The sequence below is a fragment of the Streptomyces sp. NPDC024687 genome (assembly GCF_055559055.1).
This window is the reverse complement of sequence record NZ_JBVHLJ010000003.1, coordinates 934,375-954,301: the sequence shown is the minus strand read 5'-3', so window position 1 is coordinate 954,301 and position 19,927 is coordinate 934,375. Positions and strand designations below refer to the sequence as shown.

Sequence of the window (19,927 nt, the reverse complement as noted above, 5' to 3'; positions counted from 1 at the left end):
CTCACGCCTTTTGCTTGTTGCGGCGATTGCTGACGACCATGGAGGTCAGGACCAGGAGTACGGCGACGAGGAACATGGTCGTGCCGATGACATTGATCTGGACGGGCGTTCCGCGCTGTGCCGAACCCCAGACGAACATGGGGAAGGTGACGGTCGAGCCCGCGTTGAAGTTGGTGATGATGAAATCGTCGAAGGAGAGCGCGAAGGCGAGCAGCGCGCCCGCGGCGATTCCCGGGGCGGCGATGGGCAGGGTGACCCTCAGGAAGGTCTGCGCGGGACCGGCGTAAAGATCCTGGGCAGCCTGCTCGAGGCGTGGGTCCATCGACATCACGCGCGCCTTGACCGCCGTCACGACGAAACTCAGGCAGAACATGATGTGGGCGATGAGGATCGTCCAGAAGCCGAGCTGCGCGCCCATGTTGAGGAACAGGGTGAGCAGCGAGGCCGCCATGACCACCTCGGGCATCGCCATCGGCAGGAAGATCAGCGAGTTCACGGCGCCGCGGGCGCGGAAGCGGTAGCGGACCAGCGCGAAGGCGATCATCGTGCCGAGAACGGTTGCTCCGACCGTCGCCCAGAACGCGATCTGGAGGCTGATGGACAGCGAGCCGCACATGTCGGCGACCCCGCACGGGTCCTTCCAGGCGTCCGTGGAGAACTGCTGCCACTCGTAGTTGAAGCGCCCCTTCGGTTTGTTGAAGGAGAACACCGTGACGACGACGTTGGGCAGCAGCAGATATCCGAGCGTGATCAGTCCCGCGATGACGACGAGACGGCGCTTGAGCCAGTTGACGAAGGTCATTTAAACCAGATCCTCCGTGCCGGACCTACGGATGTAGAACGTGACCATGAAGAGAATCGCGGCCATGAGGATGAAGGAAAGGGCCGCGGCCGTCGGATAGTCCAGAATGCGCAGGAACTGCGTCTGGATGACGTTTCCGACCATGCGGGTGTCCGTGGAGCCGAGCAGGTCGGCGTTCACGTAGTCGCCGGCCGCCGGGATGAAGGTCAGCAGCGTCCCGGAGACCACGCCCGGCATCGACAGCGGGAAGGTCACCTTCCTGAAGGTCGTGACCGGCTTGGCGTACAGGTCGCCCGCCGCCTCGTGCAGCCGTCCGTCGATGCGCTCCAGCGAGGTGTACAGCGGCAGGATCATGAACGGCAGGAAGTTGTACGTCAGACCGCACACCACCGCGAGCGGCGTGGCCAGGACGCGGTCGCCGGTGGTCCAGCCGAGCCAGTTGGTGACGTCCAGGACGTGCAGTGTGTTGAGGGCGCTCACCACCGGACCGCTGTCCGAGAGGATCGTCTTCCAGGCGAGGGTGCGGATCAGGAAGCTGGTGAAGAACGGCGCGATCACCAGGACCATGATCAGGTTCCGCCAGCGCCCCGCGCGGAAGGCGATGAGATAGGCGAGCGGATATCCCAGCACCAGGCAGAGGACAGTCGCGGCACCGGCGTACAGGATCGAGCGCAGGAACTGCGGCCAGTAGTCGGCCAGCGCGTCCCAGTAGGTCGCGAAGTGCCAGGTGACCTTGTAGCCCGTCTCCAGGGAGCCCGTCTGCACGGACGTGGAGGCCTGGTAGATCATCGGCAGCGCGAAGAAGACCAGCAGCCACAGGATGCCGGGCAGCAGCAGCCAGTACGGCGTGAGGCGGCCCCTCCTGCGCGGGGGCTTCTTCTCGGGCGCGGTCGGGGTCAGAGGCGGTGGCGCCTCGGTGAGCGTCGCCATCAGAGCGTCGCCTCTTCCTGGATGCCCGCGTCGATGTCCTGGGCGGCGTCCAGGCCGAAGGTGTGGGCCGGGTTCCAGTGCAGGACGACCTCGGCGCCGGGTACGAGCCGGTCGTCGCGGTCGATGTTCTGGGCGTAGACCTCGAACTCGGGGCAGACGGGGCTGTCGATGACGTACTGCGTGGAGACGCCGATGAAGGAGGAGTCGGCGATCGTCCCGGTGATCCGGTTGCGGCCCACGGGGATCTCCCCGGCCTCGTCGGCGTGGGTGAGGGAGATCTTCTCGGGCCGTACGCCGACCAGCACCTTGCCGCCGGTCGTGGCCGGTCCGGCGTACCGCGCCTCGGGCAGCACCAGCTTTCCGCCGCCCGCCTTCAGTACGATCTCGCCGCCGCTCGTGGAGTCGACCTCGGCCTCGATGAGGTTGGAGGTGCCGAGGAAGTTGGCGACGAAGGTGGTGTTGGGGTTCTCGTAGAGATCGGTGGGCGAGCCGAGCTGTTCGACGCGGCCCGCGTTCATCACGGCGACCGTGTCGGCCATGGTCATGGCCTCCTCCTGGTCGTGCGTGACGTGCACGAAGGTGATGCCGACCTCGGTCTGGATGCGCTTGAGCTCCAGCTGCATCTGGCGGCGCAGTTTGAGGTCGAGGGCGCCGAGCGGTTCGTCGAGGAGCAGCACCTTGGGCGTGTTGATCAGCGCCCGCGCCACGGCGACCCGCTGCTGCTGGCCACCGGACAGCTGGTGCGGCTTCTTCCGCGCCTGCTCCCCGAGCTGCACGAGCTCCAGCATGTCCTCGACCTGCTTCTTCACCGACTTGATGCCACGCCGGCGCAGACCGAAGGCGACGTTCTCGAAGATGTCGAGGTGCGGGAAGAGGGCGTACGACTGGAAGACGGTGTTCACCGGCCGCTTGTACGGGGGCAGCCGGGTCACCTCCTGGTCGCCGAGGTGCACGGTGCCCGTCGTGGGCTCCTCGAGACCGGCGATCATGCGCAGGGTGGTCGTCTTGCCGCAGCCGGAGGCACCGAGCAGAGCGAAGAAGGAGCCCTGGGGGACGGTCAGGTCGAGCGGCTGTACGGCGGTGAAGCCGTTGTCGTACGTCTTGCTGATGCCGGAGAGGCGGACGTCGCCGCTGTTGTCTGTGCTCTTGTTCGTCACGGTGATCACGCCCCAGTCAGCTTCGCGAACTTCTCTTCAAAGGCCGTCTCTTCCTTCGCGCTCAGGGAGCGGAAGGCGTGGGACTTCGCGGCCATGGCCTTGTCGGGGATGATCAGCGGGTTGTTCGCCGCATCCGGGTCGATCTTCTCCAGCTCGGGCTTCACACCGTCGACCGGAGACACGTAGTTGATGTACGCGGCGAGCTCGGCGGCCGGCTTCGGCTGGTAGTAGAAGTCGATGAGCCGCTCGGCGTTCGTCTTGTGCCGGGCCTTGTTGGGAATCAGCATGTTGTCGGTCGACGTCATGTATCCGCTGTCCGGGATGATGAAGTCGATGTCCGGACTGTCCGCCTTCAGCTGTACGACGTCACCGGCCCAGGCGACACAGGCGGCGAAGTCGCCGCTGGTCAGGTCGGAGGTGTAGTCGTTGCCGGTGAAGCGGCGGATCTGCCCCTTGTCGACGGCCTTCTGGAGGCGCGCGATGGCCGCGTCGTAGTCGTCGGCGGTGAAGTGCGCCGGGTCCTTTCCCATGTCGAGCAGGGTCATGCCGATGCTGTCGCGCATCTCCGACAGGAAGCCGACCCGCCCCTTGAGCTTGGCGTTGTCGAGCAGGTCGGAGATCGACTTCACCTCCTGGCCGTCGAGGGCCTTCTTGTTGTAGGCGATGACGGTCGAGATGCCCTGCCACACATAGGAGTACGCCCGTCCCGGGTCCCAGTCGGGGTCACGGAACTGCGCGGACAGATTGGCGTACGCGTGGGGCAGGTTGGACGCGTCCAGTTTCTGGACCCACCCCAGCCGGATGAGCCGGGCGGCGAGCCAGTCCGTCAGCACGATGATGTCGCGCCCGGTGTCCTGCCCCGCCGCCAGCTGGGGCTTGATCTTCCCGAAGAACTCGACGTTGTCGTTGATGTCCTCGGTGTACTTGACCGAGATGCCGGTCTGCTTCTTGAACTGGTCGAGCGTGGGGTGGTGCTTCTCGCTCTCGTCCACGTCGATGTACTCGGTCCAGTTGGAGAAGTTGACGGTCTTCTCCTTGGCCGAGTGGTCCTCCGCGGAGACGCCGCCCTGGGTGTTGCCGGCCGCGGGGATGCCGCAGGCGCTCAGCGTCCCGAGGCCGCCGACCGCGAGCGCGCCGCCCGCGGAGGCACGCAACAGGGACCGCCGGGTCATGGCGGCCCGGCCGTTGCGGAAGCTGCGCCGCACGGCGGCCACTTGGGCCGGTGACAGGCGGTCGGGCTCGTACTGCTCCATGCGCTGGTGCCCTTTCGGGAAGGTGGCGGCCGCGGGTCGGGCGGCCTGAGTACGGCTATCGGTCCCCGAAGATCGTGCGGTGCCAGTCCTTCCTGACGACCGCCGTATTGTCGAACATAACGTGCTTGATCTGGGTGTACTCCTCGAACGAGTACGAGGACATGTCCTTGCCGAAGCCGGACGCCTTGTATCCGCCGTGCGGCATCTCGCTGATGATCGGGATGTGGTCGTTGACCCACACGCACCCGGCCTTGATCTCCCGGGTGGCCCGGTTCGCCCGGTAGACGTCCCGGCTCCAGGCGGAGGCGGCGAGCCCGTAGGGCGTGTCGTTGGCGAGCCGGATGCCCTCGTCGTCGCTGTCGAAGGGCAGCACCACGAGCACCGGCCCGAAGATCTCGGACTGGACGATCTCGCTGTCCTGGGCGGCGTCGGCGACGAGCGTGGGCTTGTAGTACGCCCCCTTGGCGAGCTCCCCGCCCGGCGCCTCTCCGCCCGCCACCACGCGCGCGTAGCCACGCGCACGGTCGACGAACCCGGCGACCCGGTCCCGCTGGACATGCGAGATGAGCGGCCCGAGATCGGTTCCGGCGGCGAAGGGGTCCCCGAGCCGCACGCTCTCCATGAGGGCGGCGGTCCCCTCGACGAACGCCTCGTACAGGGGCCGCTGTACATACGCGCGCGTGGCGGCCGTGCAGTCCTGCCCGGTGTTGATGAGCGCGCCGGCGACGGCCCCGTTGACGGCGGCCTCCAGGTCGGCGTCGTCGAAGACGATGAAGGGAGCCTTGCCGCCGAGCTCCAGGTGCAGCCGCTTGACGGTGGCGGTGGCGATCTCGGCCACCCGCTTGCCGACGGCCGTCGACCCGGTGAAGGACGTCATGGCCACGTCGGGATGCCCGACCAGCCGCTCCCCCGCCTCCTTGCCGGTCCCGGTGACGATGTTGACGACACCGTCGGGAATCCCGGCGTCGGTCGCGGCCTGGGCGAACAGGAGCGAGGTCAGCGGGGTGATCTCGGCAGGCTTCAGAACGATGGTGTTACCCGCGGCGATCGCCGGAAGGATCTTCCAGGCGGCCATCTGGAGCGGATAGTTCCAGGGCGCGATGGACCCCACGACGCCGATGGGCTCACGCCGCACGTACGACGTGTGGTCCCCGGAGTACTCACCGGCGGACTGCCCCTGAAGATGCCGAGCGGCACCGGCGAAGAAAGACGTGTTGTCAATCGTCCCCGGAACGTCGAACTCCCGGGTCAGCTTCAGCGGTTTCCCGCACTGCAGCGACTCCGCCCGGGCGAAGTCCTCGGCACGCTCGGCGAGCACGGCGGCGAACCGGTGCAGGGCGTCGGACCGCTCACCGGGAGTGAGGGCCGCCCAGCCCGGGAAGGCCGCGCGGGCCGCGGCGACGGCGGCGTCCACGTCCTCGACGCCCGCCAGCTCATAGGTGAAGACCTCCTCACCGCTCGCGGGATCGACGACCGCGTGCGTACGACCGGAGGTCCCCTTGGCGAGACGCCCTCCGATGAACTGCGCGCCGTCGGCGAACCGCTCCTGTGCCGCGAACCGGTCCGGGGTGGAACTGCCCGGGTTGTGCATGTCGCTCTCCTCCGCCGTCACCCCGCGGCTACCGCGGGCGGGTGGCGTAGCTCCAGCTCGATTTGAGTGCCGATCCTGGCAGAGCAATGGCACTCATACAAGGGATTCCGTTGTTGCCTTTGGGTTACGCGACGGAATCTGTCGACCAGGTGTCGAGCCGGTCCGGAAAAGAAAGGACGGAGTGTCAGTGGTTCCTGCCAGACTCGGGTGCATGGGGAAGATCACGGGGACGATCGATTCACAGGATGCCCTGGTCAGGCAGGTCCGGGCCGGAGCGAAGATCAAGTATCTGCACTTCTGGGGCCACCGCCCGCGCCCGGACGGCCGGGTCGGCGCGAGCTGTCTGAGCCAGTGGTGGCCGTCACCGTTCGTGGTCGACGGAGTGACCTATGCGACCGCCGAGCACTGGATGATGGCGGCGAAGGCGCGCCTTTTCGAAGACGAGGAGGCGGAGCGCCGCGTACTGGCCGCCGGCCACCCGTCCCAGGCCAAGAATGCGGGCCGCCTGGTCCGCGGCTTCGACGAGCAGACCTGGCAGCGGGAGCGCTTCGGGATCGTCGTCGAGGGCAGTATCCACAAGTTCACGGCCCACGAAGACCTGCGGGCGTTCCTCCTCAACACCGGTGACCGCGTCCTGGTGGAGGCCAGCCCGGTGGACCGGGTCTGGGGCATCGGACTCGCGGCGGACGACGAGGCAGCGAATCACCCCGAGCGCTGGCGAGGCCCGAACCTCCTGGGCTTCGCCCTCATGCAAGCAAGGGACCGCCTCAGAAACGCCTGAAGGGGGCCACCGAATCCCGGCGGCCCCCTTTCTTCGACGGGCGCTACACCACCGGGGCGACCGCCACGACAGCGAGGGACCCGTCGTAGTAGTCGGGCTCGTCATCCGAGTTGATGGCGGCGGTGATGCCGATGGCGAGCAGGACGAGCACGGCGACGCCGAGGATCGTTCCGATGATCCCCATGATGAAACCGGCCTGCGCCTGCCCGTGGTTGGTGGCCTCACCCAGCGCGGCCCGCTTGCGCCCCTTGATACCGAACACGATGGCAAGGATCCCGAGCACCAGCGACAGAATCCCGTACATGCAGAACAGGGCGCAGGCCAGGATGCCCAGCACCATCGCGGCGACACCCATGCCGTTCTGCGGCGGCATCGGCGGGGCCCAGCCGCCGTACCCCTGCGGAGCTTGCGGATAGCTGGGGTAGCCGTAGCCGACGGGAGCGCCGGGACCCTCGGGCCCGATGGGGGGTGGCGGCACGGAGGCGGGCCCACCGATGGGCGCGTCTTGCTGGGGGGCGGGGTACCCGTAGCCGGGAGCGGGAGGCGGAAAGCCGTAGCTGTCGTTCGGCCCCGAGCTCACGGTGGTCTGATCATGCACAGCAGGCGACGGCGAGGGGCTCTTCTCCAACGAAGGCCCACTCTCCGGCGGCGCCCACGGATCCCGACCGTCCCCGCTCGGCTGCGTTCCGTCCGTCATGCTCACGTCCCCCTAGGTCGTTCGTGCGGCCATGTTACGGCTCGGCCGGGCGCCTAGGCGGTGCCGGGTGAGGTTGTCGGGCGGGTGCAGGTCGGTGGGGGCTGGTCGCGCAGTTCCCCGCGGTCCCGCTGCGCTGGGCTTGAACCGGGCGCCTAGGGGGTGCCGGGTGAGGTCGTCGGGCGGGTGCGAGCCGGTGGGGGCTGGTCGCGCAGTTCCCCGCGCCCCTGGGTGGGACTCGTGCACCCGCGTACGACCCACCCACCGAACCCCACGCGCTACACCAGCCCCCACCGAACCGCAACGGGCCGCCGCAGGCATCCAGGGGCGCGGGAACTGCGCACAACGCCCGCCCCCACCCAACCCGCACCCGAAACCGAACCAGACCCCGCCTAACATGTTCCGCACCGATCAGCCGATCACCGCACCCCGCGCCCACCAAGGGGGAGGCCCCATGACGCCGCCGACGACGAACACCACCACCAACCCGCACGCTTTCATCGCCGACCTGCCCAAGGCCGAACTCCACGTCCACCACGTCGGCTCCGCCTCCCCCCGCATCGTCTCGGAACTGGCTGCCCGCCACCCCGACTCCAAGGTCCCCACGGACCCCGAGGCACTCGTCGACTACTTCACGTTCACCGACTTCGCCCACTTCATCGACGTCTACCTGAGCGTCGTGGACCTGATCCGCACCCCCGAGGACGTACGGCTCCTCACCTACGAGGTCGCAAGGGACCTCGCCCGCCAGCAGGTCCGTTACGCCGAGCTCACCATCACCCCGTTCTCCTCGACCCGCCGCGGTATCGACGAGCGCGCGTTCATGGAGGCCATCGAGGACGCCCGCAAGGCGGCGGAGTCGGAGTTCGGAACCGTACTGCGCTGGTGCTTCGACATCCCCGGCGAGGCCGGTCTGGAGGCCGCCGAGGAGACGACCCGCCTCGCCACCGACGACCGCCTGCGCCCGGAGGGCCTCGTGAGTTTCGGCCTCGGCGGTCCCGAGATCGGCGTCCCCCGCCCCCAGTTCAAGCCGTACTTCGACCGGGCCATCGCCGCCGGCCTGCGCTCGGTCCCGCACGCCGGCGAGACGACGGGTCCGGAGACGGTGTGGGACGCCCTCACCCACCTGCGTGCCGATCGCATCGGCCACGGCACGAGCTCCGCCCAGGACCCGGCGCTCCTCGCCCACCTCGCCGAACACCGTGTCCCGCTGGAGGTGTGCCCCACTTCCAACATCGCCACCCGGGCCGTCCGCACCCTCGACGAGCACCCGATCAAGGAGTTCGTGAAGGCAGGGATCATCGTCACGATCAACTCCGACGACCCCCCGATGTTCGGCACCGACCTGAACAGCGAGTACGCGGTGGCGGCGCGGCTCCTGGACCTCGACGAGCAGGGTCTCGCCGCACTCGCGAAGAACGCGGTCGACGCGTCGTTCCTCGACGAGCCCGGCAAGACGAGGATCAAGGACGAGATCGACACGTACACGGCCAACTGGCTCACGCAGTGACCCAGTTGACGGCCGTGGCACACCGCGGCGACCCCTACCGCGTCCGTGAGAACACGATCGACTCCCTGCGTTCCGCGCTCGACCGGGGCGCGGACGCGGTGGAGATCGACGTACGTCTCACCAGGGACGGCGTCCCGGTGCTGCTCCACGACGACACGCTGAAGCGGCTGTGGGAGCACGACCGCCCGCTGCTGTCCCTGTCGGCGGACGAGGTGCGAGGCCTGACGGACGGCCGGGTGCCGACACTCGCGGAGGCCCTCGAAGCCACCGCCGGCAGCGGCGATGCAAGCGGCAGCCGCCTGATGCTCGACCTGCCCGGCACCAGAGAGGTACGGGTCGCCCGCCGCGTGGTCGACGTGGTCCGCGAGCATGGAGCCCAGGACCGCGTCTACTACTGCGCCGGCGCCACCGCCATGCTCGCCGTCCGCGAGGCCGACCCGTCCGCGGAGATCGCGCTCACCTGGACGACCCTCGCGCCCCCGCGCCCGGTCCTCCTGGACGCGGTCAGGCCCCGCTGGCTCAACTACCGTTTCGGCCTGATCGACCGGGACCTCGCGGACCGTATCCACGCCGACGGCTACCTGGTCTCCGTCTGGACCCCCGACACCCGCCGCTCGATGCGCCGCCTGGCCGCCGCGGGCGTCGACTCGATCACGACGAACCGGGTGGACGTGCTCTGCGCGCTGAGAGCACAGGCGAACGGGAGTTAGGCCCCCGAGTACGCCCGCGGCGGCGAAATCGCCTGCGCGTCCGCCCCCTCCCCCACCCACAGCCGGATCACGCACGACCACGGGGACGAGGTGAGGGACGCCCAGGAGCGTTATGGCGCGGGCATCGCGCCTACACCCGGGACCGCTGAGGGACGGTCGCCGGGTCGGCGGGAGTCGAGCGGGTGACGTACTGCGGCACGGGGGTGTCGTCCCGGCCGGTGTCGCGGACCAGGCCGTAGCGCTTGACGCCCTGGTCGGGGCCGGTGGTGATGTCCTTGTCCGCCGCGTCCCAGCTGGACGGGAAGACGCTGAGGCCGTAGTCGGCGCCGCGTTCGTTGACCGTGAGGGTGACACTGCCGTCGACGTAGAAGTACTCGTTCTGCCACATCTGCTGGGTGCCGGCGGGCGGTACGGCGTAGCCGACGGTGGAGTTGCCCATTCCGGTGGCGCTCGCGTCCGTGGCGCTGACGGGATCGTCCATACGGCGGCCGCCGCCCGAGGCGACGTGGAAGAGCTCGCCGTTGAGGCCGGTCCAGGACGGCATGACCAGGCTGCCGGCCCGGTACTGGGGCGAGATCTGCCAGCGGACGAGGACGTAGCCCCGGCCGGTGAGCGTGACGCTGTCCCCGCGGTGGTTCATGACGGCGTGCGCGCCGCCGGTGCTGGTGATGCCGGTCTCGGGCCGGTGCGGCAGGGCGGCGGGCGGGGAGTCGGGGTCCGGAGCCCGGTCGACGGCATCGACGACACTGCCGTAGCGGACGGTCTTCGCAGGTGTCGTCGAAGGGGAGGGGGAAGGGGGCGGCGAGGCCGACTGCGTGTCCGGCACCGGGGGCGGCCGGTACGTGCTCGCCGCCGTGGGCGAGACCGCCACCCGCGGCGCCGGGGCGTCCGGGGTCCGCGTGACGACGTACGCGCCGCCCGCGACCATCGTCGCCCCTGCGGTGACCGCGACGAGGGGCTGGGTGAGCGCGCCCAGCACCTTGGCGGACCAGCTCACGGAGGCGACCGTGGCGGTGGCGGCCGCTGCCGTCTTGCCGCCGAGGGCCAGCGAGAGGGCGAACCCGACCGGGACGGGCACCAGTGCGATCCCGACCAGCAGCCGCTCCGCCGGTACGACGGCCTCGCGGGTGTCCCCGCAGTAGCCGCAGCCGCGGATGTGCCGGGCCAGTCGCTTGCGCCAGACCGAGTCGGGCCGGCCGTTCCAGCGGGCGGTGAGTTCGCGCAGGTCGGGGCAGGCGCCGTCGAGGGCGCGGACGATGCCCCGGGAGGTTTCCAGGCGCTCCTTCAGCCGCTGGACGCGCACGGCGGCGTGCTGCCGGCTGATGCCGACGGCAGCGGCCAGTTCACGCCGGGTGAGTTCGCCCGCGACCTCCAGCCACCACAGCGACAGCAGCTGCCGGTCCTCGTCGTCGAGCCAGCGCACGGCCTCCGCGACCTCGCGCCGCTGCCCCTCCAACTGGAGTCGCAGCACGGTGAGTTCGGCGAAGTCGGCGGCTTCGCGCGCTGCCGACTCGTCCAGCGGGGCGGAGGTCCTGCGGCGGGCCCGGTCGCGGATCTGGCGCATGGCGATGGCGACCAGCCAGGACCGGAAGCTGTCCGGGTCGCGGAGACTGCCGAGGTTGCCGACGGCCCGCAGCATGGTCTCCTGGACGACGTCGTCGACGTCGGCGTGGCCGTTCAGGGCGCGGCCCACGATGTTGTACACCAGCGGCAGCCAGCCCTCGACGAGCTCGTCCAGCGCCCGCCGGTCGCCGTCCTGCGCCGCCGCGATGGTGTCGCGCCACTGCCGCGTGTCCACGTCGTCCTTTCCGGCCGGTTCCCCTTCCCACGTGGAGACGGAGTGAAGGCTCCGCGATAACACTTTTCCGGCCCCCTAGGGGGCATCCCTGGGCAACTCCCCTACGCACAGCGGAAGTTGCTCGGGGCCCCACCAGGGTCGGGGCCCTACTCGCCGACGATCCCGCCGTCTCGTCGGCCTCGCAGGATGATCACACACATCCCACACCCCCTGGAGCCGACCCATGCGTGACCTCCGTCGCAGAAGCCTTCTCGCCGGTGCCCTCGCCGTCCCCCTGACCGCCGGCCTGCCACTCTCGACGGCGAGTGCGCGCACCGCGTCCGCCCCCGCCTCCGCCCCCGACGCGAAGGCGTTACGCGCCGCGATCGCGGGGCTGCCCGACGCGAACGCCACCGCGGCCCTGGTCCGGGTCGGCGGCAGGGGCGGCGACTGGCACGGCAGCTCGGGCGTGCACGATCTGGAGAGCGGGCGGCCCACCGATCCGCACGCGCGGTTCCGGGCCGGTTCGACGACGAAGGTGGTCACGGCGGCAGCCGTACTGCGCCTGGTGGCCGAGGGCCGGATCGACCTGGCCACGCCCGTCCAGCACTACCTGCCCGGCCTCCTGGGACCGCAGTTCCGGCCGGTCACCGTGCGACAACTGCTCGACCACACCAGTGGCATCCCGGCGGGCGACGGGCTCGGCACCACCTTCGAGGAGGTCTACGCCCACCGCTTCGACACGCTCAGCCCCCAGCGGGTCGCCGCGTCCGCGGGTGCGAAGAAGCCGGAGTTCTGCCCGGGGAAGCAGCAGCACTACCTCAACATCAACTACACGTTCCTCGGCCTGCTGATCGAGCGGGTGACCGGGCGGTCGTACGCCTCCGAGGCCGGCCGGCTGGTGCTGGCTCCGGCCGGGATGCGGGACACGTACTTCCCGGGCACCGACCCGCGCATCCTCGGCCCGCACAACCGGGGGTACCAGGCGGTGAAGAAGGCCGACGGGACGACGGAGTTCCTGGACGTCACGGAGTGGAACCAGGCGGACCGGTTCGCGGCCGGGGACATGATCTCCACGACGGCGGACCTGGAGCGGCTGCTCACCGGCCTCTTCCGGGGCCGGATCGTCGAGCGGCCGCAGCTGAAGGAGATGTTCGCGGTCCCGTCGGGCATCACCGGCGCGAGCTACAGCGCGGGCGGTCTCCAGCGCTTCGAGTCCGACGGGAAGGTCTACTGGGTCAAGTCCGGCGGCCGGTACGGCTACAACTCGGCGATCGCCGCCACCTGCGACCTGAGCCGCACCCTCGTGTACTCGGTCAACACCACCGACGCGAAGAGCGAGGACGGGAACCCGGTCGTCGGCCGGATCATCACGGCCGCGCTCAAGTAGCCGGCACGGGGCGAGCGGCAGGCGCGGTCAGCCGCTCCAGCCGCTTGATCTTCCGCCGTACGACGTACAGCGGGAGCACTCCGAACACCCCGAACGCCATGTCGATCACGCTCCACCAGACCGGGATGCCCCGGATCGGTCCGCAGATCAGGGCGAGCGGGACGATCCCGGCGCAGGCGGTCATGCCGAACTCGACGACCCAGATGTTGCGGACCGGGTCGCGGTAGGGGCCGTAGAAGGCCACCGCGATGACCAGGTGGGCGAAGGCCAGCCAGTCCGTGCCGTAGAGGAGGAAGGGGTAGTCGGAGTCGGCGGTGTCGAGCCCGCGCCGGACACGCGCGATCCACTCCGTCAGCGCGTCCGGCGCGGGAAGGTGCCGCAGCACGTCCTCGGTCCAGCGCAGTTCGTGGACCAGGGGGAAGGCCGTGGCCCCGCTGAGCGCCAGGCAGACGACGAAGAAGGCCAGCCATACGCGGATGCCCTTGAGTTGGGCGGCTCTGTCGCTCATGGCAGCAGCGTACGCCTGGAATTGAACATGTTCAAAAGGTTGGTCAGGAGGCGGCGGTCTCCGCCAGCTTCTGGAACTCGCCGAGGTCGTAGTTGGCCAGTGCGGAGTCGAGGTTCGTGAGCGCGCCGAGGTGCTCGATGAACCCCTTGGGGTCGTACTCGATCTGCAGCGTCACCCGGCTCGTGGTCTCACCGAGCCGATGGAAGGTGACGACGCCGGCGTGGTGCACCCCCTCCACGGTGTGCCAGGCGATGCGCTCCTCGGGGATCACCTCGGTCAGCTCGGCGACGAAGTTCTTGTCGGCGCCGGGCAGTTGGAGCTGCCAGGCGAACCGGCGCTCGTCCAGCGGCTCCACCAGGCGTACGTGGCTCAGAAAGGCCGGCCACCGGGTCACATCGCTCCACAGGGCCCACGCGACAGCGACGGGAGCCTCGATATCGACCGTTTCCACGAGGGACGCGGACATGGGGTACCTCTCTTCCGACGGTTGCGGTGCGAAGCGGTTACCCCCGTCGGGGCGGCACACACGGTTCCACCGGCGGCCGGGACACCAGCGCGAGGAGAACGACGAGGAGGACACTCCGTCCCCGGCCGGGGAGCACCGAACCGGCGACCTGCATCACGACGAAGACCCCGTCTGCCCGCGTCGTGGGCGGCGGGGACGGGGCAGACGCAGCTCACCCAGGCGGCGAGTTCCGCGGGGACCTCGGGGGCGTAGCCCTGCATCAGCAGCACGAAGGCCTCGTCGAGACCGGAGAGCAGAGTGACCCGGCCCTTGAGGTCACTCGCCCAGCCCGGCCGTACGAGCCGCGCGCACCTTCGCGCCGGCCCGGTGGTGGTTCATCGGCGCGGGGCTGATCTTGCCGAAGGACTTGGCTGTATCAATGTGCGGCTACCGCCGCGCGGGCGCGCCCAGCCCCCACGCGCCCGCGGCCGAAGAACCACACACCCACTTACGCGTCCAGCGACGTCATCACGTGCTTGATCCGCGTGTAGTCGTCGAAGCCGTAGCCCGACAGATCCTTGCCGTACCCCGACTTCTTGAAGCCGCCGTGCGGCATCTCCGCGACCAGCGGAATGTGCGTGTTGATCCACACGCATCCGAAGTCCAGCTTCTTGGACATCCGCATCGCGCGGCCGTGGTCCTTGGTCCACACCGAGGACGCGAGCGCGTACTCGACGCCGTTGGCCCAGGACACGGCCTGCTCCTCGTCCGTGAAGGACTGGACCGTGATGACCGGCCCGAAGACCTCCTTCTGGATGATCTCGTCGTCCTGCTTCAGCCCGGACACCACGGTCGGCGCGTAGAAGTACCCCTTCTCGCCGACCTGGTGACCGCCGGCCTCGACCTTGGCGTGCGCGGGCAGCCGCTCGATGAACCCGGAGACCTGCTTGAGCTGGTTCGGGTTGTTGAGCGGGCCGTACAGCACGTCCTCGTCGTCCGGCTGCCCGGTCTTCGTGTCGGCGGCCGCTTTGGCCAGCGCCGCGACGAACTCGTCGTGGATCGAGGACTGCACCAGCACGCGCGTGGCCGCCGTACAGTCCTGCCCGGCGTTGAAGAAGCCCGCCACCGAGATGTCCTCGACGGCCTTCGGGATGTCGGTGTCCTCGAAGACGACGACCGGAGCCTTGCCGCCCAGCTCCAGGTGCACCCGCTTCAGGTCCCTGGACGCGGACTCGGCGACCGACATACCGGCCCGCACCGACCCGGTGATCGACGCCATCGCCGGCGTCGGGTGCTCGACCATCAGCCGCCCGGTGTCCCGGTCACCGGTGACGACGTTGAAGACGCCCTTGGGCAGGATCGACCCGATGATCTCCGCGATCAGCACGGTCGACGCCGGGGTCGTGTCCGACGGCTTCAGCACCACCGTGTTGCCCGCCGCGATCGCCGGCGCGAACTTCCACACGGCCATCATCATCGGGTAGTTCCACGGCGCGACCTGCGCGCAGACCCCGACCGGCTCGCGCCGCACGATGGAGGTCAGGCCCTCCATGTACTCACCGGCCGACCGTCCCTCCAGCATCCGCGCCGCGCCCGCGAAGAAGCGGATCTGGTCGATCATCGGCGGGATCTCCTCGGACCGGGTGAGCCCGATCGGCTTGCCGGTGTTCTCCACCTCCGCCGCGATGAGCTCCTCGGCCCGCTCCTCGAAAGCGTCCGCGATCTTCAGCAGGGCCTTCTGCCGCTCCGCGGGAGTCTTGTCGCGCCAGACCGGGAAGGCCGCGGCGGCCGCCGCCATCGCCGCGTCCACGTCCGCCGGTCCGGACAGTGGCGCGGTCGCGTACGCCTCACCGGTCACGGGGTTGACCACCTCGGTGGTCCGCCCGTCGGCGGCGTCCCGGAACTCACCGTCGATGTAGTTGCGCAGACGACGCAGCTCGGTGCTCACTGCCAGGCCTCCTGGAGGGTTTGAAACGGGGGGGGTGAAACTGTCCACTGACTGAGACACCCACCCTAATCGCCAGGCCCACGTTTTCAACACCCCCGATCGCGTCAAGGCTGCGAAATCCGCAGGTATCAGTCACGTGAACAACGAATTTCATCGCCCCAACCTTGCGAAACCGACGAGACCTCGTGCACAGTGAGCTCGTGGCCAGTCGAAGCGCAGACCCCAGGGACTCCCGCGAGTCCAGGAGCGAGGCCCGGCACGAGTCCAGGAACGGCAGCAGCCCGAATCTGGACGCCGTCTCCCTCGCCATCATCGAGCAGCTCCAGGAGGACGGCCGCCGTCCGTACGCCGCGATCGGCAAGGCCGTGGGCCTGTCCGAGGCGGCCGTGCGCCAGCGCGTCCAGAAGCTGCTCGACCAGGGCGTGATGCAGATCGTCGCCGTCACGGACCCGCTCACCGTGGGCTTCCGGCGCCAGGCGATGGTCGGCATTCATGTCGAGGGCGATGTCGAGTCCGTGGCCGACGCGCTGACCGCCATGTCCGAATGCGAGTACGTGGTGATGACGGCCGGCTCCTTCGACCTGATGGTGGAGATCGTCTGCGAGGACGACGACCACCTGCTGGAGGTCATCAACCGCCGCATCCGGGCCATCCCCGGAGTGCGCTCCACCGAGAGCTTCGTCTATCTGAAGCTCAAGAAGCAGACCTACATGTGGGGAACCCGATAACCGTGAGGACCCGATAACCGTGAGCTCCAAGGACCTCAGCCGCACCGCGTACGACCACCTGTGGATGCACTTCACCCGCATGTCCTCGTACGAGAACTCCCCGGTCCCGACCATCGTCCGGGGCGAGGGCACCTACATCTACGACGACAAGGGCAAGCGCTACCTGGACGGTCTCGCGGGCCTGTTCGTGGTCCAGGCCGGCCACGGGCGCGTCGAGCTCGCCGAGGCGGCGTTCAAGCAGGCGCAGGAGCTGGCGTTCTTCCCGGTGTGGTCCTACGCCCACCCGAAGGCCGTGGAACTCGCGGAGCGCCTCGCGCAGCACGCGCCCGGCGACCTCAACAAGGTCTTCTTCACCACCGGTGGCGGTGAGGCGGTCGAGACCGCCTGGAAGCTCGCCAAGCAGTACTTCAAGCTCACCGGCAAGCCCACGAAGTACAAGGTCATCTCCCGCGCGGTCGCCTACCACGGCACCCCGCAGGGCGCCCTGTCCATCACCGGTCTGCCGGCCCTGAAGGCCCCCTTCGAGCCGCTGGTCCCGGGCGCCCACAAGGTCCCGAACACCAACATCTACCGCGCCCCGATCCACGGCGACGACCCCGAGGCGTACGGCCGCTGGGCCGCCGACCAGATCGAGCAGCAGATCCTCTTCGAGGGCCCGGAGACGGTCGCCGCGGTCTTCCTGGAGCCGGTCCAGAACGCGGGCGGCTGCTTCCCGCCCCCGCCCGGCTACTTCCGGCGCGTCCGCGAGATCTGCGACCAGTACGACGTGCTCCTGGTCTCCGACGAGGTCATCTGCGCCTTCGGCCGCCTGGGCACCATGTTCGCCTGCGACAAGTTCGACTACGTCCCGGACATGATCACCTGCGCCAAGGGCATGACCTCGGGCTACTCCCCCATCGGCGCCTGCATCATCTCCGACCGCCTGGCCGAGCCGTTCTACAAGGAGGACAACGTCTTCCTGCACGGCTACACCTTCGGCGGCCACCCCGTGTCGGCCGCGGTGGGCCTCGCCAACCTCGACCTGTTCGAGCGCGAGAACCTCAACCAGCACGTCCTCGACAACGAGGGCGCCTTCCGCGCCACCCTGGAGAAGCTGCACGACCTGCCGATCGTCGGCGACGTCCGCGGCAACGGCTTCTTCTACGGCATCGAGCTGGTCAAGGACAAGGCGACGAAGGAGTCCTTCAACGACGAGGAGACCGAGCGCGTCCTGTACGGCTTCCTCTCCAAGGCGCTGTACGACAACGGCCTGTACTGCCGTGCCGACGACCGCGGCGACCCGGTCGTCCAGCTCGCCCCGCCGCTGATCTCCGACCAGGGGACCTTCGACGAGATCGAGCAGATCCTGCGCGCGACGCTCACCGAGGCCTGGACAAAGCTCTAGCCCCGGCGACCTAGCGGCTTCCACGGCCCGGAGTGCGCCCGTCCGAGTGACAGGCAGGCACCCCGGGCCGTGTGCTGTACGGCGTCCCGCCCCCGCCTCCTTAGCGTGCCTGGTAACCGATCGGCCCTGCTTTCGTTCCCCCACTCGGGGGATTGCAAGGCACAACGGACCAGAACGAGGTGTACGCCCATGGAGGCCCCGCCGGACAACGACGTGCTCTGGGCACGCTCCCTGCACTTCACCCACCGCGACGGCTCGCCGGCGCTGCAGGGCGTCTCCCTGGGAGTGCGCGAGGGCGAGATCCTCGCCGTCAGCGGGCCGCGCGGCAGCGGCAAGACCGCGCTGCTCAGATGTCTGTCGGGACTCACCCCGGCCCAGCGCGGCGAGGTCTGGTTCAACAGCGTGCCCGTGCACACCATGGGCCCGATGACCCGTGAGCGCCTGCGCCGCGACCGCTTCGGCTGGATCGACCCGTCCCCGGTGCTCGTCCCCGAGCTCAACGCCTGGGAGAACGCCGCCCTCCCCCTCATGCTGCGCGGCACGGGCCGCCGGCGCGCCAGGACGGCCGCCGTGGAGTGGCTGGAGCGCCTCGACATCGGCGACCGGACCCGCTGCCGCCCGCACGAGCTGACCCAGTCGGAACGCCAGCGCGTCTGTGTCGCCCGCGCCCTCGCCCCGGCCCCGTCGGTCCTGTTCGCGGACGAGCCGACGGCTCCGCTGCACCGGGCGGAGCGCGCGCACGTCCTGCGCACGCTCACGACGGCCGCACGCTCCCACGGCATCACCGTGGTCCTGGCGACGCACGACGCCGACACCGCAGCCCTGGCGGACCGCACGGTCACCCTCCTGGACGGACGCCGGGTGAACACCGTGCACCTGCCCCCGATGGCCGACTCGGAAGGCCGTACCGCGTGCTCGCTCTCCGTCTGACCTGGGGCGCCCGTCCCGCCGTACAGCTGCGCCGCCTCCTGGTGGCGCTCGCCTCGGCGGGCACGGGCTTCCTCCTCCTGTGCACCCTCGGCCACGCGATCAGCCACCCCGAGGACCCGTCCGGCGCAGCCCTGCGCCTGGCGTGGTGCCTGACGCCCGTGGCGGCGACGGTCCACTTCGCGCTGGCGGTCGCCCGCACCGACCCGGGCACCCGCCCCCGCCCCGGTCTCGCCGCGATCGGCCTCGGCCCGGCCCGCCTGATGGCCGTCACGGCCACGACGACGGCCCTGTCCTGCACCCTCGGCTCGATGCTGGCGCTGCTGTTCTTCCTCCACCTGCGCGGCGACCTGACGGGTATGCCCTTCGACGGAGCGGCGGCGGACTTCCTGGCAGCGGGCGCCCCCCTCCCGTTGCCGGCGGCCCTGACCCTGCTGGGCCTGGTCCCGGCGATCGCGTCGGTGACGGTGGCACTCGTCCTGCGGCCACGGGACGACAGGCCGGCGGCGGCGAAGAGGGAGGCACGGTCGTACGGCCGCTTCGGGGCGTACGGCAGGACGACGGCCAGGGAGCCCTTCGGCGCGTACGGCCGCTTCCGCGCGCGCCGGACCGCCGGTGAGCCCGCCGTCCCGGCCGACGGCACCCCCGCGGCCACCCCCACCGACGAGAACCCGGCCCCGGACCCCGGCCAGGACAGCGCTCTGCCCCCACTTCCCCGGGAAGCGCCCAAAGGCCTCCCCTGGGGTGTCGCGGTCCTCGCCGCGGGCCTGGCCGTGGAGGCCTACGCCAACCGTCAGGGCAGCACCCCGGCAGCCCCTCTCCCCGGCGGCCTCGTGGGCGCCCCCTCCGTCCTCATCGGCTGGCTGCTCACCGCCGTGGGCCTGGCCGTCGCCGGGCCGGGCCTGACCCACCTCTGCGGCCGCCTCCTCCAGTCCACCCGGCCCGGCGCCCTCCGCCTCCTCGCCGGACGGGTCCTCATGGCGGAAGCCACCCGTATCGGCCGCCCCTTGGGCATCGTCTGCGCGGTGGCCTCCGGTGCCTACGCCATGGCCAGCCTGTACGACACGACAGGACCCGAAGTGGGGCCCCTCACCACCCTCGGTCTGCTCCTCGTGACGAGCTGCACGCTCGCCACGCTTCTGACCGCCGCCGTGGAGGCGAAGCACGCGCGGTCGGACACCACGGCCGCGCTCGTCCGCCTCGGCGCCCCCGCGACGATGCTCCGCAGCGCCGCGGCCCTCCGTGCGGGCGCCCTGCTGGCCCTCTTCGGCCCGCTGACCCTGGTCGTGGCCGAGCTGGCGGCCCTGCCCCTGTCCTCCTGAACCGGGCACGGAAACTCGTACGAAAAAAATCTCGGGTCGCCGATGACTTCCGCCGGTCCCACCCGTCTAA

Annotated in this window: 18 protein-coding genes; 8 read left to right on the top strand and 10 right to left on the bottom strand. The window is 69.9% G+C overall.

All coding sequences use genetic code 11. The features are described 5' to 3' along the window. Position 1: 1 nt before the first annotated feature. The 5 genes from ACZ39I_RS16250 to ACZ39I_RS16230 are packed head-to-tail and all read right to left on the bottom strand — an operon-like array spanning position 2 to position 5,733. Complete coding sequence (locus tag ACZ39I_RS16250; protein WP_451472123.1) at positions 2 to 802, bottom strand: ABC transporter permease; 801 nt, start codon at positions 800 to 802, stop codon at positions 2 to 4. Beyond that, positions 803 to 1,732 (bottom strand): ABC transporter permease, encoded by a 930-nt coding sequence (locus ACZ39I_RS16245; RefSeq protein ID WP_467245025.1) that lies wholly within the window; start codon positions 1,730 to 1,732, stop codon positions 803 to 805. It lies immediately after the preceding gene. Beyond that, positions 1,732 to 2,898 (bottom strand): ABC transporter ATP-binding protein, encoded by a 1,167-nt coding sequence (locus tag ACZ39I_RS16240; RefSeq protein WP_467245024.1) that lies wholly within the window; start codon positions 2,896 to 2,898, stop codon positions 1,732 to 1,734. The genes ACZ39I_RS16245 and ACZ39I_RS16240 overlap by 1 nt, the downstream gene beginning before the upstream one ends. Further along, positions 2,895 to 4,142, bottom strand: coding sequence for an ABC transporter substrate-binding protein (locus ACZ39I_RS16235; protein WP_352389480.1), 1,248 nt, complete (start codon positions 4,140 to 4,142; stop codon positions 2,895 to 2,897). The genes ACZ39I_RS16240 and ACZ39I_RS16235 overlap by 4 nt, the downstream gene beginning before the upstream one ends. Positions 4,143 to 4,197: 55 nt before the next feature. After that, a complete protein-coding gene (locus ACZ39I_RS16230; protein WP_467245023.1) occupies positions 4,198 to 5,733 on the bottom strand; it encodes a gamma-aminobutyraldehyde dehydrogenase in 1,536 nt (511 codons plus the stop codon). Positions 5,734 to 5,944: 211 nt separating this feature from the next. Between ACZ39I_RS16230 and ACZ39I_RS16225 the strand changes: the two genes are divergently transcribed. Further along, positions 5,945 to 6,514: an NADAR family protein gene (locus ACZ39I_RS16225; protein ID WP_467245022.1), complete on the top strand. Its 570-nt coding sequence runs from the start codon at positions 5,945 to 5,947 to the stop codon at positions 6,512 to 6,514. A gap of 43 nt (positions 6,515 to 6,557) precedes the next feature. Here ACZ39I_RS16225 and ACZ39I_RS16220 read toward each other — a convergent pair whose 3' ends face one another. Beyond that, a complete protein-coding gene (locus tag ACZ39I_RS16220) occupies positions 6,558 to 7,211 on the bottom strand; it encodes a DUF4190 domain-containing protein (RefSeq protein WP_467245021.1) in 654 nt (217 codons plus the stop codon). 451 nt (positions 7,212 to 7,662) lie between these two features. On the opposite strand from ACZ39I_RS16220, the gene ACZ39I_RS16215 reads away from it, so the two are divergent. Then, positions 7,663 to 8,718: an adenosine deaminase gene (locus ACZ39I_RS16215; protein ID WP_467245020.1), complete on the top strand. Its 1,056-nt coding sequence runs from the start codon at positions 7,663 to 7,665 to the stop codon at positions 8,716 to 8,718. Then, positions 8,715 to 9,428: a glycerophosphodiester phosphodiesterase gene (locus ACZ39I_RS16210; protein WP_467245019.1), complete on the top strand. Its 714-nt coding sequence runs from the start codon at positions 8,715 to 8,717 to the stop codon at positions 9,426 to 9,428. Before ACZ39I_RS16215 ends, ACZ39I_RS16210 begins: the two co-directional genes overlap by 4 nt. A gap of 130 nt (positions 9,429 to 9,558) precedes the next feature. Here the strand turns inward: ACZ39I_RS16210 and ACZ39I_RS16205 are convergent, their stop codons facing one another. Continuing rightward, entirely contained in the window at positions 9,559 to 11,226 is a 1,668-nt protein-coding gene (locus ACZ39I_RS16205) for a sigma-70 family RNA polymerase sigma factor (protein ID WP_467245018.1), read from the bottom strand. A 223-nt stretch (positions 11,227 to 11,449) separates the two neighbouring features. On the opposite strand from ACZ39I_RS16205, the gene ACZ39I_RS16200 reads away from it, so the two are divergent. Then, the gene (locus ACZ39I_RS16200; protein ID WP_467245017.1) at positions 11,450 to 12,595 is read left to right on the top strand and encodes a serine hydrolase domain-containing protein; all 1,146 of its coding nucleotides are present in this window, start codon (positions 11,450 to 11,452) and stop codon (positions 12,593 to 12,595) included. Here the strand turns inward: ACZ39I_RS16200 and ACZ39I_RS16195 are convergent. The 3 genes from ACZ39I_RS16195 to ACZ39I_RS16185 form a co-directional block, all read right to left on the bottom strand. Next, on the bottom strand, positions 12,588 to 13,103 hold the full coding sequence (locus tag ACZ39I_RS16195; protein WP_467245016.1) for a hypothetical protein: 516 nt from the start codon (positions 13,101 to 13,103) through the stop codon (positions 12,588 to 12,590). The genes ACZ39I_RS16200 and ACZ39I_RS16195 overlap by 8 nt on opposite strands. A 43-nt stretch (positions 13,104 to 13,146) precedes the next feature. Further along, a complete protein-coding gene (locus ACZ39I_RS16190) occupies positions 13,147 to 13,569 on the bottom strand; it encodes an SRPBCC family protein (protein WP_467245015.1) in 423 nt (140 codons plus the stop codon). A 487-nt stretch (positions 13,570 to 14,056) separates the two neighbouring features. Next, a complete protein-coding gene (locus tag ACZ39I_RS16185) occupies positions 14,057 to 15,496 on the bottom strand; it encodes a gamma-aminobutyraldehyde dehydrogenase (protein WP_467245014.1) in 1,440 nt (479 codons plus the stop codon). 185 nt (positions 15,497 to 15,681) lie between these two features. Between ACZ39I_RS16185 and ACZ39I_RS16180 the strand changes: the two genes are divergently transcribed. From ACZ39I_RS16180 to ACZ39I_RS16165, 4 genes are all read left to right on the top strand, one after another. Next, positions 15,682 to 16,224: an Lrp/AsnC family transcriptional regulator gene (locus ACZ39I_RS16180; RefSeq protein WP_390001786.1), complete on the top strand. Its 543-nt coding sequence runs from the start codon at positions 15,682 to 15,684 to the stop codon at positions 16,222 to 16,224. A gap of 19 nt (positions 16,225 to 16,243) precedes the next feature. Beyond that, positions 16,244 to 17,608, top strand: a complete 1,365-nt coding sequence (locus ACZ39I_RS16175) for an aspartate aminotransferase family protein (RefSeq protein WP_467245013.1) — start codon at positions 16,244 to 16,246, stop codon at positions 17,606 to 17,608. 189 nt (positions 17,609 to 17,797) lie between these two features. Then, positions 17,798 to 18,538 carry an ABC transporter ATP-binding protein gene (locus tag ACZ39I_RS16170; RefSeq protein WP_352389467.1) on the top strand — a complete coding sequence of 247 codons (741 nt, stop codon included), beginning with the start codon at positions 17,798 to 17,800 and terminating at the stop codon, positions 18,536 to 18,538. After that, positions 18,520 to 19,857, top strand: a complete 1,338-nt coding sequence (locus ACZ39I_RS16165) for a hypothetical protein (RefSeq protein ID WP_467245012.1) — start codon at positions 18,520 to 18,522, stop codon at positions 19,855 to 19,857. Before ACZ39I_RS16170 ends, ACZ39I_RS16165 begins: the two co-directional genes overlap by 19 nt. Positions 19,858 to 19,927 lie beyond the last annotated feature (70 nt).

Excerpts from the sequence above, each read along its gene's own strand:
- ACZ39I_RS16225 (WP_467245022.1), top strand. The coding sequence starts at position 5,945 with ATGGGGAAGATCACGGGGACGATCGATTCACAGGATGCCCTGGTCAGG.
- ACZ39I_RS16200 (WP_467245017.1), top strand. The coding sequence starts at position 11,450 with ATGCGTGACCTCCGTCGCAGAAGCCTTCTCGCCGGTGCCCTCGCCGTC.
- ACZ39I_RS16230 (WP_467245023.1), bottom strand. The coding sequence starts at position 5,733 with ATGCACAACCCGGGCAGTTCCACCCCGGACCGGTTCGCGGCACAGGAG.
- ACZ39I_RS16170 (WP_352389467.1), top strand. The coding sequence starts at position 17,798 with ATGGAGGCCCCGCCGGACAACGACGTGCTCTGGGCACGCTCCCTGCAC.
- ACZ39I_RS16215 (WP_467245020.1), top strand. The coding sequence starts at position 7,663 with ATGACGCCGCCGACGACGAACACCACCACCAACCCGCACGCTTTCATC.
- ACZ39I_RS16190 (WP_467245015.1), bottom strand. The coding sequence starts at position 13,569 with ATGTCCGCGTCCCTCGTGGAAACGGTCGATATCGAGGCTCCCGTCGCT.
- ACZ39I_RS16195 (WP_467245016.1), bottom strand. The coding sequence starts at position 13,103 with ATGAGCGACAGAGCCGCCCAACTCAAGGGCATCCGCGTATGGCTGGCC.
- ACZ39I_RS16235 (WP_352389480.1), bottom strand. The coding sequence starts at position 4,142 with ATGGAGCAGTACGAGCCCGACCGCCTGTCACCGGCCCAAGTGGCCGCC.
- ACZ39I_RS16250 (WP_451472123.1), bottom strand. The coding sequence starts at position 802 with ATGACCTTCGTCAACTGGCTCAAGCGCCGTCTCGTCGTCATCGCGGGA.
- ACZ39I_RS16245 (WP_467245025.1), bottom strand. The coding sequence starts at position 1,732 with ATGGCGACGCTCACCGAGGCGCCACCGCCTCTGACCCCGACCGCGCCC.
- ACZ39I_RS16220 (WP_467245021.1), bottom strand. The coding sequence starts at position 7,211 with ATGACGGACGGAACGCAGCCGAGCGGGGACGGTCGGGATCCGTGGGCG.